The 14,548-nt window shown below is 47.3% G+C and carries 14 protein-coding genes; 1 reads left to right on the top strand and 13 read right to left on the bottom strand.

Going from position 1 to position 14,548, the window contains the following annotated elements:
• Positions 1–25: 25 nt before the first annotated feature.
• The 3 genes from paaC to paaA are packed head-to-tail and all read right to left on the bottom strand — an operon-like array spanning position 26 to position 2,098.
• Positions 26–817 carry a 1,2-phenylacetyl-CoA epoxidase subunit PaaC gene (paaC, locus tag ABLA76_RS11200; RefSeq protein ID WP_348987971.1) on the bottom strand — a complete coding sequence of 264 codons (792 nt, stop codon included), beginning with the start codon at positions 815–817 and terminating at the stop codon, positions 26–28.
• 11 nt (positions 818–828) lie between these two features.
• Complete coding sequence (gene paaB / locus ABLA76_RS11195; RefSeq protein WP_348987970.1) at positions 829–1,116, bottom strand: 1,2-phenylacetyl-CoA epoxidase subunit PaaB; 288 nt, start codon at positions 1,114–1,116, stop codon at positions 829–831.
• Positions 1,117–1,156: 40 nt separating this feature from the next.
• Positions 1,157–2,098, bottom strand: coding sequence for a 1,2-phenylacetyl-CoA epoxidase subunit PaaA (paaA, locus tag ABLA76_RS11190; protein WP_348987969.1), 942 nt, complete (start codon positions 2,096–2,098; stop codon positions 1,157–1,159).
• A gap of 328 nt (positions 2,099–2,426) precedes the next feature.
• Between paaA and paaZ the strand changes: the two genes are divergently transcribed.
• Positions 2,427–4,493, top strand: a complete 2,067-nt coding sequence (paaZ, locus tag ABLA76_RS11185) for a phenylacetic acid degradation bifunctional protein PaaZ (RefSeq protein WP_348987968.1) — start codon at positions 2,427–2,429, stop codon at positions 4,491–4,493.
• Between the two features lie 81 nt (positions 4,494–4,574).
• Here paaZ and ABLA76_RS11180 read toward each other — a convergent pair whose 3' ends face one another.
• The 10 genes from ABLA76_RS11180 to ABLA76_RS11135 all read right to left on the bottom strand — a co-directional run bounded on the left by ABLA76_RS11180 (position 4,575) and on the right by ABLA76_RS11135 (position 14,475).
• Positions 4,575–5,660, bottom strand: a complete 1,086-nt coding sequence (locus ABLA76_RS11180; RefSeq protein ID WP_348988007.1) for an aminotransferase class V-fold PLP-dependent enzyme — start codon at positions 5,658–5,660, stop codon at positions 4,575–4,577.
• Between the two features lie 19 nt (positions 5,661–5,679).
• Complete coding sequence (locus tag ABLA76_RS11175; RefSeq protein WP_047766390.1) at positions 5,680–7,029, bottom strand: YhfT family protein; 1,350 nt, start codon at positions 7,027–7,029, stop codon at positions 5,680–5,682.
• A 10-nt stretch (positions 7,030–7,039) separates the two neighbouring features.
• Positions 7,040–7,402, bottom strand: a complete 363-nt coding sequence (locus ABLA76_RS11170; RefSeq protein ID WP_285809060.1) for a DUF2620 domain-containing protein — start codon at positions 7,400–7,402, stop codon at positions 7,040–7,042.
• A gap of 86 nt (positions 7,403–7,488) precedes the next feature.
• Positions 7,489–8,376 (bottom strand): phosphotriesterase-related protein, encoded by an 888-nt coding sequence (locus ABLA76_RS11165; RefSeq protein ID WP_348987967.1) that lies wholly within the window; start codon positions 8,374–8,376, stop codon positions 7,489–7,491.
• 110 nt (positions 8,377–8,486) lie between these two features.
• The gene (locus tag ABLA76_RS11160) at positions 8,487–9,677 is read right to left on the bottom strand and encodes a YhfX family PLP-dependent enzyme (protein ID WP_348987966.1); all 1,191 of its coding nucleotides are present in this window, start codon (positions 9,675–9,677) and stop codon (positions 8,487–8,489) included.
• 102 nt (positions 9,678–9,779) lie between these two features.
• Positions 9,780–10,142, bottom strand: a complete 363-nt coding sequence (locus ABLA76_RS11155; protein WP_047766394.1) for a hypothetical protein — start codon at positions 10,140–10,142, stop codon at positions 9,780–9,782.
• Positions 10,143–10,196: 54 nt separating this feature from the next.
• On the bottom strand, positions 10,197–11,105 hold the full coding sequence (gene yhfZ / locus ABLA76_RS11150; RefSeq protein WP_348987965.1) for a GntR family transcriptional regulator YhfZ: 909 nt from the start codon (positions 11,103–11,105) through the stop codon (positions 10,197–10,199).
• 408 nt (positions 11,106–11,513) lie between these two features.
• The gene (locus ABLA76_RS11145) at positions 11,514–11,738 is read right to left on the bottom strand and encodes a hypothetical protein (protein ID WP_348987964.1); all 225 of its coding nucleotides are present in this window, start codon (positions 11,736–11,738) and stop codon (positions 11,514–11,516) included.
• Between the two features lie 240 nt (positions 11,739–11,978).
• Positions 11,979–13,472: a glycerol-3-phosphate dehydrogenase gene (gene glpD / locus ABLA76_RS11140; protein ID WP_348987963.1), complete on the bottom strand. Its 1,494-nt coding sequence runs from the start codon at positions 13,470–13,472 to the stop codon at positions 11,979–11,981.
• Positions 13,473–13,716: 244 nt separating this feature from the next.
• Positions 13,717–14,475, bottom strand: a complete 759-nt coding sequence (locus ABLA76_RS11135) for a DeoR/GlpR family transcriptional regulator (RefSeq protein WP_047766397.1) — start codon at positions 14,473–14,475, stop codon at positions 13,717–13,719.
• Between the last annotated feature and the right edge of the window lie 73 nt (positions 14,476–14,548).

The following is a 14,548-nucleotide window of genomic DNA, read 5'->3' as shown; positions in this document are numbered from 1 at the left end:
TCTTCTCCTATACCAATCCGTATTGTCACCAGTTGCAGTTGGGGTAGGTGCGTTGCAGGTATTGCATTTCTGCCAACATGTATCCCAAATGCTCTGTATGCAGCCCTTGTTTTCCGCCATGTCGATAAGGCACCTCTTGTGGCATTGCTAGCGTGGCTTCGGTGAACGTTTCGTTGATGATGTGCAGCCACGGTTCATGCAGGGTGCGGGGATCAATGGCAATGCCTTCTTCTGCCAGTTGCTGTTCTATTTCGTCACAATGGAACAGTTCGCCGGTAAAGCGCCACAGTTGATTGATCGACTGCTGAATTTTTTCGTGGCTCAGTGCTGTTCCATCCCCTAATCTGATCATCCAGCCTCGGCTAAAGCGCAGGTGATATTCCACTTCCTTCAACGACTTGGCACTAATGGCCGCCAACTGAGGATCACGACTTTGCCCCAGCGCCTGATGCAGCAAAACATGATAGGCATCAATAAAAAATTGGCGTACCAAGGTGTCATTAAAGCCACCATTGGGTTGTTCTACCAGCAACAGATTGCAGAATTCGCGCTCATGACGCGAAAATGCCAGATGATCTTCATCCAGCCCTGTTCCTGCAAGGGTAGCGGCATAACTAAGGAAATGGCGTGCTTGCCCCAACAGGTCGAGTCCGATGTTGGACAGAGCGAGGTCAATTTCCAGTTCGGGTGCATGTCCACACCATGCGCACAAGCGCTGTGCCAGAATCAGTGGGGTATCTCCCTGACGAAGGACATAGTTGAACAGGGCGTGGTTTAACAGGGAATGGCGGGGAGATGAAACGCTATGTGTATGCATATTCTCGTCCCCTACATATTTTTGATGCCATCAGGAATGGCGTAGAACGTGGGATGACGGTAAATTTTGTCCTCCGATGGCTCGAAAAAAGCACCACGATCTTCCGGTTGTGAGGCCACCAGATAAATGGATTTCACTACCCAGATGGAGCAGCCTTCGTTGCGCCGGGTGTAGGCATCGCGTGCGTTCTCCAGTGCCATTTGATCATCTGCCGCGTGGAGGCTGCCGACGTGACGGTGCGCCAATCCCTGTTTACTGCGGACAAAGACTTCATACAGTGGCCAATCGGTATCGTTCATCAGATTTACTCCCTTCAAGGTGGTTCAGTAACGAGAGGTACTAAGCGACACGATTTTTGGTGTCTCTTTTCTCGGCGTGAACCGCCGCCGCTTCCCGTACCCAACTTCCGTTTTTCCAGGCCCGGCGTTTGGCTGCCAGCCGTTCGTGGTTGCATATCCCTTGTCCTTTCAGCACCTGATAAAATTCATCCCAATTGATTTCACCAAAACGGTAATGTTCTGTTGCTTCATCCCAAGCTAATTCAGGATCGGGCGCTGTCATACCCAGGGTTTCCAACTGGGGTACGGTGTTGTCGATGAATTTTTGCCGCAGTTCATCATTACTGAATCGCTTGATTTTCCATGCCATGCTCTGGGCGCTGTTGGGGGAATCACTGTCATTGGGACCAAACATCATCAATGTCGGCCACCAGAAGCGGTTGATAGAATCTTGTAACATGGCACGTTGGGCTTCGCTGCCATTCGCCAGCACGGTTACCGCTTCATACCCCTGCCGCTGGTGGAAACTTTCCTCCTTGCAGATTTTTACCATCGCACGGGCATAGGGACCGTAAGAGGCACGGCACAAGGCAACCTGATTGACAATTGCCGCACCATCCACCAGCCAGCCAATCACACCAACATCAGCCCAACTGAGGGTGGGATAGTTAAAGATTGAAGAATATTTCATCTTGCCATCCAACAACTTTTGGTAGATATCCTGACGGGAACAGCCCAATGTTTCAGCGGCGCTGTAGAGATACAGCCCGTGCCCGGCTTCATCCTGGACTTTCGCCAGCAATATGGTCTTGCGACGCAGGGTCGGGGCACGGGTGATCCAATTGGCTTCCGGTAACATGCCGACGACTTCCGAGTGTGCGTGTTGGCCGATTTGGCGTATCAGGGTTTGGCGATAGGCTTCGGGCATCCAATCTTTAGCCTCGATCGAGAGATCGGCCGCTATTTTTGCCTCAAAGCTCGCCTGACGCGGATCTGTTGTCATGTGCGACTCCATTATGATTCTTATTTTATGAGATAAGATATAAAAATGAATCACTTTACATAACTGCAAATCTACAAACTGATAACAAAAATAGCAAACACAAAAATTGTGTATTTGTTGTCCATATCACAATATTAAATTTTATTCGTTATAAAACAATTGATTAGTTGTTTTTATTTAGCGATGGGATAAATATTAACAAGTGATCAGGTGAAAATGTTTGTTTTTTGTTAATTTTATGGGTGGTTTTGTCAATCATATATGTGATACATAAATGGCCTTTCATTACTTAATGATTGTTTCATGGGTTAAATCGGTGGAGAAAAAAATGCAACAGTTAACGAGTTACATTTGTGGTGCCTGGGTTTATGGGCACGGTGATCCCAGAACTATTTATCATGCAGTCAGCGGCGAAGCTTTGTATCAGGTCTCTTCAGAAGGTTTGTCCTTGGCAGAAAGTTTAGGCTACGCCCGTGAAAAAGGCGGAAAGGTGCTGGCTGCGATGACGTTCCAGCAACGTGCGCAGATGATGAAGGCGGTTGCAAAACATTTGCTCGCCAACAAAGAAGCCCTGTATGCCATTTCCACAGAAACAGGCGCAACCCGTGCGGATAGCTGGGTGGATATTGAGGGGGGCGTAGCAACCCTGTTCTCCTATGCCGGGTTAGCCGGGCGTGAATTGCCGGATGATACCCTGTGGCCGGAAGATGAGATGATCCCGCTGTCTAAACAGTCTCAGTTTGTGGCACGCCATGTGCTGACTTCCCGTCCCGGTGTTGCACTGCATATCAATGCGTTTAACTTTCCGTGTTGGGGGATGCTGGAAAAACTGGCACCGACGTGGATGGCAGGCATGCCAGCGATTATCAAGCCTGCCACGGCATCCGCCCAACTGACACAGGCGATGGTGAGCATGATCATCGATAGCGGTCTGGTGCCGGAAGGGGCGTTGCAATTGATCTGCGGTGGCCTTGGCGATCTGTTTGATCATCTCGATTATCAGGATGCTGTGACGTTTACCGGTTCGGCTAAAACGGGGCAAAAATTGCGGGTCCATCCTCGGCTGATAGAAAAATCCATTCCTTTTACGATGGAAGCGGATTCGCTTAACTGCTGCATTTTAGGCGCGGATGTGACACCTGACATGCCAGAATTTGGCGTTTTCATCAAGGAAGTCGTTCGTGAAATGACGGTAAAAGCCGGCCAGAAATGTACGGCTATCCGGCGCGTTATTGTCCCTGCCGGCCAAATGGAAGCGGTCAAACAAGCGCTACTTAAGCGGCTGTCTGGCGTGGCTGTCGGTGATCCCACTTTGCCGGAAATGCGCATGGGGGCGTTGATTAATCGGGAACAGCGTGATGAGGTGCAGGCGAAAGTCAACGAATTGCGCAATAGTGGTTGCGAGGTTTTATGTGGTGGTTCACTGGATAAATGGGTGCTGACAGGTAATAGCAACCGTAATGGTGCCTTCTACCCGCCGACATTGCTCTACTGTGCAGATCCAATGACCAATCAGGTGGTACACAGCACGGAAGCCTTTGGGCCGGTGGCCACGTTAATGACATATCAGGATATCGGGCAGGCGATTGCATTGGCGATGATGGGACAGGGGAGTTTGGCTGGTTCACTGGTGACGGCAGATGAACAGATTGCCGTACAGGTGATCCGGGCGACAGCGTGTGCCCATGGTCGGATGCTGGTGCTGGATGAAGCGGCGTCTGCGGAGTCCACGGGACACGGCTCCCCGCTGCCCATGCTGGTACATGGTGGGCCAGGGCGTGCCGGTGGCGGAGAAGAGTTGGGTGGCTTGCGTGCTGTGAAACACTATATGCAGCGCACCGCGATCCAAAGCAGCCCCAGTATGCTGGCCGCGATTGGCCGTGAGTGGGTTCGTGGCGCGAAAGTGAAGGAAGAACCGATTCATCCATTCCGCAAGTACTTTGAACAAATTGAAATGGGTGAAAGTTTGCTGACGGCTCGCCGGACGGTGACGGAAGCGGATATCGTGAATTTCGCCTGCCTGAGTGGCGATCATTTTTACGCCCACGTGGATAAAATCGGCGCGGCTGAATCCTTGTTTGGCGAGCGTGTGGCACATGGTTATTTTATCGTATCGGCGGCGGCGGGCTTGTTCGTTGATGGTGCGGTAGGGCCGGTACTTGCCAACTATGGTATGGAAAACCTGCGCTTCATTGAGCCGGTCAAGATTGGCGATACCATTCAGGTTCGTTTGACCTGCAAGAAGAAGATTAAGAAAGTCCAGAAGACGCCAGAAGATAAACCACATGGGGTGGTGGTGTGGGATGTTCAGGTGCTGAATCAGGAGCAACAGCCGGTGGCGCTTTATAGCATTCTGACTTTAGTGGAACGGCAGCAAGGGGATTTTGCGGCTTAGGAGATGCGTTGTTGAGTCAAGGGAACAGAAGAGCCTGAGGGTATTTGCCAAAGGCAAGGGCAGCGGTAATTCTCAGGCCGTTTATTTCAACTGACAGCTTTCCCGTAAAATGCGCATAACGGTATCTGCGCCGCTACGGTTGGGATTGATGCGGATCATGCGCTGTTCCAGGGTGGGATCTGCCTGACGGAAGGTGCCGGAAATACGGTAAAACAGGGGCGGAATTTCAAACTTTGACTCTGCACCTACCGGATAAGGGAGTGCACCGAGTGTATGGGCTGTGGCGAGTACGCTTTCTGCAATGGGATCGTGAAATTCCACTAATAATACTTTTGATTGTGCATTGGCGAGAAAGGCGTGTTTTACCTGTGGTAACTCCCCTTGGTTCAGACGGGTCACCAGTTCGTTATTCACTTCTGCTTGCACTGCGTGCATCACTGGCGCGAATACCATACCGCGCAACGCTTCCATAGCCTGATAACCTTGTATCTGGCAGCCACCGGAGTACATGCTGTGGCGTAGATTATCAATAATTGCCTGTTTTCCTACAATTAACCCAACGCCTTGTGGTCCCAATAATTTGAAGCAAGAGAATGTGGAAAGGGTTGCGCCATATTGACAACCGATATGAGCCACTTTCATCGCCGCGTAGTTATCATCGACTAATGAAGGAATGTCATATTGATTCAGGGTGCGGATAACCTCTTGCAGGGAATAACGGTCAGACATTTTCTGGCGTGTATGTTGGACAAGACTGGCTGCGGGTTGGTATTGCTCAATGGCGGCCACAATTTGCTTTGTGTGGTTGAAATCTGCCTGAACGACACGAAGCCCCATTTGTTCAATTGATGCCTGGGTTGTGGGATAAATCGGTGCATTATGCACAAGTAACGTTGAATTCGGGCTGACCAAAGCGGCCAGCCCAGCGCGTAATGCGCCTGTTCCTGCTCCATTGACAAAAGCGGCGGTTTCAGCACCAAAAAACGCCGCAATCACCGTTTCAATGCGTCGGGTCATCCGTGGTTGGTGAAGATCTGGGACCAAGCCCAGATCACCTTGCGAAAGAAAATCAGCACCAGGAAAGTGGCGACAGATAATATCAACCAGCCTGAATTGTTGCTGTTGCGCTTGCGCCATCGTCATGCTTTGCAATGGAGCGGTTTTCAATGGATCGGTTTGCATTTTCTTATTTTATTCCCAGCAGAAAGAGCACGTTTGCCAGAATACCCACCATGATTGTTGCGATTGGGCCGATAGCCATTTCCACTAAAGGACGTTTGGATGTACGGTTAAGCAGGTAGATACCCGCCACGATCATAAAGCCCATACCCGGCAGAATGGCGTTGGAAGCAATCATGGCACCCACCAGCAAGGCAACTTCGAGCATTTTGGTGATTGCGGTACGAATATGTCCGCTGCACGCTTTCACGCCAGGGTATTTATCCAACCAGATAGCGATTTTTGCCAGTAGCTGGATTTCAATAAACATGGTGATACCGCCTGCGATAAAGGCAATCCACGGGTTGTTAGTGGCTAACCCTGCCACAAACACAAATTTCATGCCATTTGGGCTATAAACGCCGGTGGCAATAGCTGTCGTGCCCACTAACGGGATAAAGCTAATGGCACGTGCCAGTGCTACCAGTAGTGCATTGGTCTGCTCACCTTGTGCCATGAGTTGCAGGGAAACAGGCCCTTCCGCCAGCAGGCTAAAAGACATGGTGGCTGCACTGGCGGTCAGGCCACCGCACAGGATTAACAGCCATTTGTTTTTTTGGATACGCGCTATGCGGGTTGAAAACAGGCCGACTAAGACCTCGTTGGTGCCTTTTTGCTCCGCTGTCTGCGTTGGGCGCTCACGCATTGCAAAGTAGAACATGGCAATCATCGACAGCAATAATGCAGCACCGTTAGGGTCAATGCTGACGGGTTTTTCGATCATCCCCCCAAAGCTCAATGGGCCAATGGCCTTGGTTGCCAGATAGCCGATCAGTGCGGTGAACATGACTAAAAGCCCTTTGCGATAGCCATATTGATAGCCGACGACCATCGCAGGAAACAGGGCAAAACAGGCCACAATCGGATCGCCCACTTTTTTGAGGTCATCGGTGAAATTGACGGGCAGCATGGCAAACAGTTCCACCACCGAACGCAGACCAGCCAGCAACGCGATGGCATATAAGGCACCAATGATGCCTGAGGTGATAAAACCTCTCCGGCTGTTGGCACACCAAATCCCGATCATGTCTGTACCGAGTAACAGGCTGTGAACCAAAACAATGGGGGCAGTGAGTGAAAAGGGAATGCCGAAACCGACAACCAAACCGATGCTCAGGGCGAAACTGGTTGCGGCAAGCGTTTTGCGGCTCATGCGACCTTCAAGGTATTCCGGCAAAAGTGGCCGCAGGCCATCGTGGAATACGGCGATACCCCGGTTTGCCATCATCGCGGCAATGGCACCAATGGTTGCCAATAACCCGGCTTTAAAAGGGTCGACTTCCATCAATCTCAGCAGGAAATCATGGAAATGTTGCATGATTGCCTCCTTATAGTGAGATGATGGTATTGATGATCACAGGAAGGACGATATCAATATCCTGGCCGGTAAAACCAAATGCTTTCTTGCCTGCTTTCACATGGGCGATGATCTCGTCATTAGACAGGATTTTTCCCGGCATTCCGATGGTGGCACATTGGTTTAGTCCAATAAGAGCAATTGCCATTGCCAGCGCACCTCCTCCACCCGTATTGCACGCGCCAAAATAGTAATCCGCTTCGCCATTTTTAATTGCCATCGCCGCATCAATATCATTCATGATGGTAATGGCGGTGGCTTTATCGCCTGCTAATTGACGAATACCTTCGGCTATTGCCTGTTTCTCTATTTGTCCACCAACGACAAATTTCATGTTGTTATCCCTCTCTTTTGTATCTTCATATCGGATTGCTTTTTGAAAAAGCCAGGTTTTTAGAATTAACATTCTGTTTTATAGATTTATTTAATCTTACCTTGGAAAAATTGTGCAGGGTTATCACGCAGCATTTGGTCTATCTGTTTTTGGCAAAAACCCGCTTCCAGTAACATGGGAACGAATACGGTTAGCAAGTAATCGAAGCCATTGCCCCCATTGTTTTTCAAATGAGATCGACGCGTGATATCTTGGGAAAGCATGACCCGATCAAGCAACCCACGCTTGGCAACCTCTTGCAACAGGGTTATGCGTCGGCTGTCGGGGTAGTAATTGTTCTTGCCGATTGTATCGAATTGTACCCATGCTCCGGCTTCTAGCAGCGGAATAATGGTGTCCAGGTTATCTCTCAGATCACAATGACCGATAGCCACATATTCAGGAGAAACACCAGACTTCTTTAGCAGCGCCAACTGCTCACGTCCCATTGTGCTTAATGTCGTGTGGGTGGAAATGGGACAGCCTGTAGCCTGGTGTGCCAATGCCGCAGCAGTGAACACCTTTTGCTCATCTTTCGTAATTTGATCGAGACTAGAACCAATTTCTGCAATGACCCCTGCTTTCAATGCGGTGCCATCAATGCCAATTTCAATTTCAGCGATCATGTCATCGGCGATAGCCTGTACACTTAACTCTCTGAAATGAGCCGGGAAGAATGATTGTTTATAGTAGCCCGTCGAGGCAATGATATTGATACGGGTATCACGCATCAGATCCAACAGAAAAGCGGCGTTGCGCCCCATGTAACGATTGGTCATCTCCACGATGTTTCTTACCCCAAGGATGTAGAGGTAACGAAGTTCTCCTACGATCAGATCGTATTGATCCAATCGACAATCCAGATTTCCTTTCACATCAGAGAGATCGATATGCAAGTGTTCATGTACATAGGTGTAGCCTGAAACATCAATCAAGTTATTTGCCTTTATTGCCAAACGGCCGGATCATGCGGTAATTCCGTTATAGCGAAAATAATATTATTTAATGATGGAATGATCTTATTTGTAATACCTTTGTCGGGGGATTAGTCACAATAACCACTATTTTTCCAATTGCCTTGACTGTCATAAATACCTTCAAGTTTTGGAGAGCCAGACTGAATACCTGAGACAAGGGCAACATCGCTGCGCGTTATGAAAATCTGAGGGCGAAAACACATGATCACTGGGCTACCAATAGGATGAATGCCTGCTAATGGGAGGTGGTAGTCAATGCAGGGTTCACCCAGACGCAGTATGCGTACTTTTTTAGCCAGGGTAATGCCTGGAGGGATGGTGCGTTCAGGGAGAACCAATGCATGTTTCATCTGCCCGCGTTTATAATAGCCGCCACCATAGCAGTAACTATGGCCACTGTGGTGATGGGAAATTTCTGTGAGATAGACCATTGCAATATGTTCCGGTTCTCGGCCACAGAAGTTAGCGGGAATGGTTCCGGTCAGGGCATGGCCCGGCTCCAGGTGGGTAGCCCCGTATTTGGCCAGTAAGGGTATGGTGTTGCAGCTTGAGGCCGCCGGAGCATTAATTTGCGCAAGTTTGATGCCGAGTTGTTCCAGTCGGTTTCGTGCACGAATGAGGGTGAGCAAATTGGTGGTAGGTAAGGTTATCTGATAGCGGGGATCCCATGCCAGGCAAGGAAAATGCGTCAGTCCGCTCAATTTGATGCTTGGCATGTGCTTTAAGGCATCCACGACGGTATCTAACTCATCAAAGGCGATCCCGGCTTCTTGGCCGGGAAAGGCGATATCTCGTTTATCAAATATTTTCAGCATGATGGGCTGAATTCGCCCCAATTTCTCCGCAATATCCGAAATAGCCTGGGCTTTTTCAAGGGAAAATACGGTAATGATACTCGGACTATGCTTGAGCATGGTTTCTATCAAATGGGTTGGGGTCTGCACTAAATGGCCGATGTGGCACAGTGGAATACCATGTTGGCTTAGGCTATACGCTTCCCTGAAATCGACAGCCACGACACCGCGATAACCGAGTTCAATCAATTTCTTGGTCAGCCATGGATTACGCCCAATTTGTTTGGTCATCAAATAGAGTTCAATGTCATATTGCTCTGCGGTTTGCAGCAAACGCCGACCATTGTCCAAAACCTGATCGACGTCGATGATGTAGGTATCTGGCAAGATTGCACCTTGTTGCCAAAGGTTTTTTGCAACTTCAATCAATTTGGGGTTCTGTTTTTTTAATGCCTCAATAAACATAGGACTCCCTTTTTATAGCTGCAAAGCAGCCAGGCTGTGTGAAATCAACATTTTTTACAGATAAATTTTCATTTTTTTGAATATTTTTATGAGAATCAAAAACTAACCTCTTTCGAATGAAAATATTAAACCATATAAATTTGCCAACAGATAGCCTTCCTCGTTGGGATGTAAGGCGACGGTAAATTTTTCAATCAGGGAGTGATGAATGGTGAGTAATTGCTCGTAGTATTCAGATTGCTTGAGTGTTGCTAATATTTCTTTATCCAACGGAGCAATGATTTCACCACGGCGTGAACGCATGAAAGCACTTGCCATATGGGTGAGTGCCATTTCGCCTTGTGGATGACGGATAGGGATGAGCCACGTATCTTCCAGAACATGCACAACTTCCAGCATGTTTTCGTAGATATCTTGATCGATAACATTACCTTGTAGCAGGATAGTTAACCGTTGTTCTATCATTGCTTTTTGTTATACGTAGGTGTTAATCAGCAGTTTATTTTGGTTAATCGAGTTTCAATAAACCGGTTCGATGATGCCTGTTACTACATTTTGTTGATGGGACAGCAATAGATCCCGATCCACCATAGTATGCAGGAGTTGCTGGATCGGGATATTATCCTTGCGGGTAAGGATAACGGCTTCAGAAGCCTTGATAAAACACGCACTATTGTCAGGGAGTTGGGTCATCAGGCCTTGTGCTATGAGTTCATGGCCTTGCCCAACATTCCAGATGGCCGCATCAATGTGGCCTTTTATGATTTGATTTAGGCATTCATGATAGGAAACCTCGACCAATTCGATCTCTTTGTCAGCAAAGTATTGCTTTGTCATTATTTTTTGGTCTGCTGAGGTGCTATCTAACCCAACGCGACGAATTGATTCCATTTCGCCATTGCGAAAGATTAATCTATGCCTGTCTGTGTAACTTTGTGTCCCTAGTGAAAGCGCAATATATAAATCTTTATTTTCTGGGTGCTGCTCTGCGGCAAGCCTTGATGTTACCGCTAAATCGTAAACACCGTTCAGTAAACATTCAATGCGGATGTCTGAGCCACGCATGTGTGCAAAGTAAAAGGGAACACTTGCACACAACGCTTTTAAACCACTTGCCAGCCCTTCATAAGCACGGGTATACGGGAGCGGCATCGCACAAACCACATTGCCAATATCGGCATACTGCAACAGTAATCTGTGGTTTATCTGTACAAGAAAGCTACCACTACGACCCCGACGCTTAATTCCAACCACCTGTGCTTGTTCAAGAGATTTTAATGCTGCTTGCATCAAACCCACGGACAATCCACATTCTTTAGCCAATAACTCGATGGTTTTCAGGCGGTTACCACATTGTTCAGAGAGGAGATAACGAGCCAGAAATGACTGTGCGATCCCCTCTTTCTTAATGAATGTTTGACTCATCATTACAAGTTGTTGTCCATTCCTGTTTATATTCATAAAATTGAACATAAATCGCAATAAGCGAATTAAAGAAAGGGGATTAATATCACAATTACAAAAAAAATGAAAATTTAAAAAATGATAAAGTGTAATATTATCAATATTTTGAATATATATTCTAATTTTGTATTGAAGATATAAAAATCTCCATTATGGGAGAATATAGGGAAGGCGGGAGTATTATTGATGCTTACTCACTGTATTTTTCTGTATAGATGGTGATTTTTGCCATGCTATTGATCACGCTACAGAATAATTAGGCTATATTTTGCACGCCATTCTTGCATGAATCAATAAAATATCTTATGGATGTATCTGATTTTATGCCTAATATATTTTGCATGGATCGAGCAATAAGGCTTTTTTGATAAATTAAATATATGATCCAATAGCATGCTGGGATTCAGCAATAAACCATTTATGGTCGGGAGATTGTAATGAAGTCAATATGTTCTCTATGGAACATTCTCCCGCAATATATTCTTCCAGTTCATTTTGGTCATGCCATAAATAAGAAAAGTGAAAACGATAGCTTGTTTCCAGTAGCCAGAATAGTAGTGCAGCGTCTTTTATCGTTGCATTCCGAATCGTTAACATGGATATCGCCCAATTTAATTTCTGACATACTATCACGGCGATAAAAATGCGCTCATAAAATAACCAGCCGAATGAAATAAAAAAATAAGGGAATTGCGATAAAAAACAGGGATGATTGATTTCGAAAGTTAACGTTCGTTTGCGGACATTGATGAGCGGGAAAAAACGTATATGACAGGAATAAAATCGAATAAAAAATGGCGATAATTTCTATCGCCATTTTAAAAATCAATCTCGCAATTAAGCGGCTTTGGCGTTTTGTGCCAGCCAGTCAGCTACACGCTGTTTTTGTTCATCAGTGAGCCACATACCCAGTTTGGTACGGCGCCAGATAGCATCATCTAACTGCGTTACCCATTCGTGTTTAATCAAATAACGCAGTTCTGCCTCATATAAACCGTGACCGAAGCATTCGCCGAGATCGGCCAGCGCTTCTGCGCCTTGCAGGATGAATTGGCTGTTGCTGCCGTAAGTACGAGCATAACGCAGTGCCACACCTTCTGGCAGCCAGTTATAACGCTGGCGTAGCAGGCGCGCATAACCATCACGATCACAGCCTTCCAGCTCACCGCCTGGTAACTTGCCATTTTTGGTCCAGGCCTTACCTGCGTTAGGGTAGTACTGCACCAGTTTTTCCATAGCGTGTTCAGCCAGTTTACGATAAGTTGTCAGCTTACCGCCAAATACGGACAGCAATGGCGTCTGGCCTTGCTCATCCTGCACATCCAGCGTGTAATCACGGGTGATCGCTTGGGGTGAATCGGATTCATCATCACACAGGGGACGAACGCCAGAGTAAGTCCAGACAATATCATCGCGCCCAAGTTGTTTCTTAAAGTGGTCGTTATAGACTTTCAGCAAATAGCCGATCTCTTTATCGTCAATTTTGACTTCTTTAGGATCGCCTTTGTATTCAACATCCGTCGTGCCGATAATCGAAAATTCGGCATTCCATGGAATAACAAATACGATGCGATGATCTTCATTTTGCAGAATATAAGCCTGCGGTTCATCGTGAACGCGAGGCACAACGATATGACTGCCTTTGATCAGACGGATGTCATAAGGCGATTTCAGTTGCAGACTGTTATCGAAGAAATTTTTCACCCACGGGCCTGTTGCGTTAACCAAACCTTTTGCGCGCCATGTATGGGTTTCGCCAGTTTTGAGGTCTGTGGCTTCAACCATCCAATAACCATTTTCACGCCATGCACGGGTTACTTTAGTACGGGTACGTACTTCACCGCCGTGTTTCTGCACTTCCTGTGCGTTCAGAACAACCAGACGCGCATCGTCAACCCAACAGTCGGAATATTCAAAGCCACGGGTGATCGAGGGTTTCAGTACTGAGTTTGCACCAAATTTCAGCCCTCTACTGCCTGGTAAGCTAACGCGTTTGCCCAAGTTATCGTACAAGAACAGGCCAATGCGGATCATCCACGCTGGGCGCAAGTGTGGTTGATGTGGCAGGCGAAAGCGCATCGGGAATGCAATATGGGGAGCCAGTTTTAAAAGCACTTCACGTTCTGCCAGTGCTTCACTGACCAAACGAAACTCATAATGTTCCAGATAGCGTAAACCACCGTGGATCAGTTTGGAGCTGGCAGACGAAGTTGCGCTGGCCAAATCCTGACCTTCCAACAGTAGGACAGAAAGTCCCCGGCCAGCAGCATCTGCCGCAATACCAGCGCCGTTAATTCCGCCGCCTATTACAATCAAGTCTTTGGTTTCCATTGCATCCCCTATGAAATGTTCGAAACGGTTCTTTAATGTTCGTTTTCGCTCAAGGATTGTAATTAAAAATTCATCAATCGCCAACCTTTAACTCAGAAAAAACACATTCACGTGATATGGGTAGCAAAATCTCATCATATACATAAGATTAATAAGGATTCTGTGGGATACAAATTTGAGGGGGTTATTGGTGGGAGCTAACCCCACCAGAATCTCTGATGGGGCATTTTTGCCTAAAAAGTGATTAGCACAATTCCAACTTAACGTTGTGTTGCTCGATAATTTTCTGGAGGCCGGAAGGAGGTGCTTTATCCGTGAACAAAAAATCAATCAGGTTCATGTTGCCGAGATTAACCATCGCATTGCGGCCGAATTTTGAATGGTCGGTCACCAGCATGACACAGCGGGAGTTTTCGATAATGGCACGTTTGGTACGAACTTCGTGGTAATCGAATTCCAGCAGTGAACCATCACTATCGATGCCGCTGATCCCAAGAATGCCAAAATCAAGGCGGAACTGGGAAATAAAGTCTAGCGTTGCTTCACCGATGATTCCGCCATCGCGGGAGCGTACTTCACCACCCGCTAAAATCAGACGAAAATCTTCTTTGCCCATAAACAGAGTGGCGACGTTGAGATTGTTGGTGACAATCCGTAAATCGCGGTGGTTGAGCAGCGCATGTGCTACGGCCTCTGGCGTTGTTCCAATATCGATGAACAGGGTTGCGCCGTTTGGAATTTGGGTGGCAACGTGTTGTGCAATTCGCGCTTTTTCATTCGACCACATGATCTTGCGGTCATGGTAGGCTGTGTTGACAGAGCTGGATGGCAACGCAGCGCCGCCGTGATGACGCTGGATCTTATTTTTATCTGCGAGATCATTTAAATCGCGTCGAATGGTTTGCGGGCTAACATCAAAATGTGCAACCAGCTCTTCAGTGCTGACATAACCTTGAATGCGTACCAGCTCGATTATTGCATCATGTCGCTGAGTTTGCTTCACAAAATTCCCCTAATATATGCATAGATGGATTATCGTTGACCAAAATTATCTCCCTTCTATTTCAAGCCGATGC

The organism is Xenorhabdus sp. SGI240 (genome assembly GCF_040081915.1).
GTDB lineage: Bacteria > Pseudomonadota > Gammaproteobacteria > Enterobacterales > Enterobacteriaceae > Xenorhabdus > Xenorhabdus bakwenae.
Note: the sequence above shows the minus strand (reverse complement) of the source record. Positions and strands in the feature narration are given on the sequence as shown.

Coding starts and splice junctions, on each gene's coding strand:
- paaB (WP_348987970.1), bottom strand. CDS start 1,116: ATGAACGATACCGATTGGCCACTGTATGAAGTCTTTGTCCGCAGTAAA.
- paaZ (WP_348987968.1), top strand. CDS start 2,427: ATGCAACAGTTAACGAGTTACATTTGTGGTGCCTGGGTTTATGGGCAC.
- ABLA76_RS11175 (WP_047766390.1), bottom strand. CDS start 7,029: ATGCAACATTTCCATGATTTCCTGCTGAGATTGATGGAAGTCGACCCT.
- ABLA76_RS11145 (WP_348987964.1), bottom strand. CDS start 11,738: ATGTTAACGATTCGGAATGCAACGATAAAAGACGCTGCACTACTATTC.
- yhfZ (WP_348987965.1), bottom strand. CDS start 11,105: ATGATGAGTCAAACATTCATTAAGAAAGAGGGGATCGCACAGTCATTT.
- glpD (WP_348987963.1), bottom strand. CDS start 13,472: ATGGAAACCAAAGACTTGATTGTAATAGGCGGCGGAATTAACGGCGCT.
- ABLA76_RS11170 (WP_285809060.1), bottom strand. CDS start 7,402: ATGAAATTTGTCGTTGGTGGACAAATAGAGAAACAGGCAATAGCCGAA.
- ABLA76_RS11155 (WP_047766394.1), bottom strand. CDS start 10,142: ATGATAGAACAACGGTTAACTATCCTGCTACAAGGTAATGTTATCGAT.
- ABLA76_RS11160 (WP_348987966.1), bottom strand. CDS start 9,677: ATGTTTATTGAGGCATTAAAAAAACAGAACCCCAAATTGATTGAAGTT.
- paaA (WP_348987969.1), bottom strand. CDS start 2,098: ATGACAACAGATCCGCGTCAGGCGAGCTTTGAGGCAAAAATAGCGGCC.
- paaC (WP_348987971.1), bottom strand. CDS start 817: ATGCATACACATAGCGTTTCATCTCCCCGCCATTCCCTGTTAAACCAC.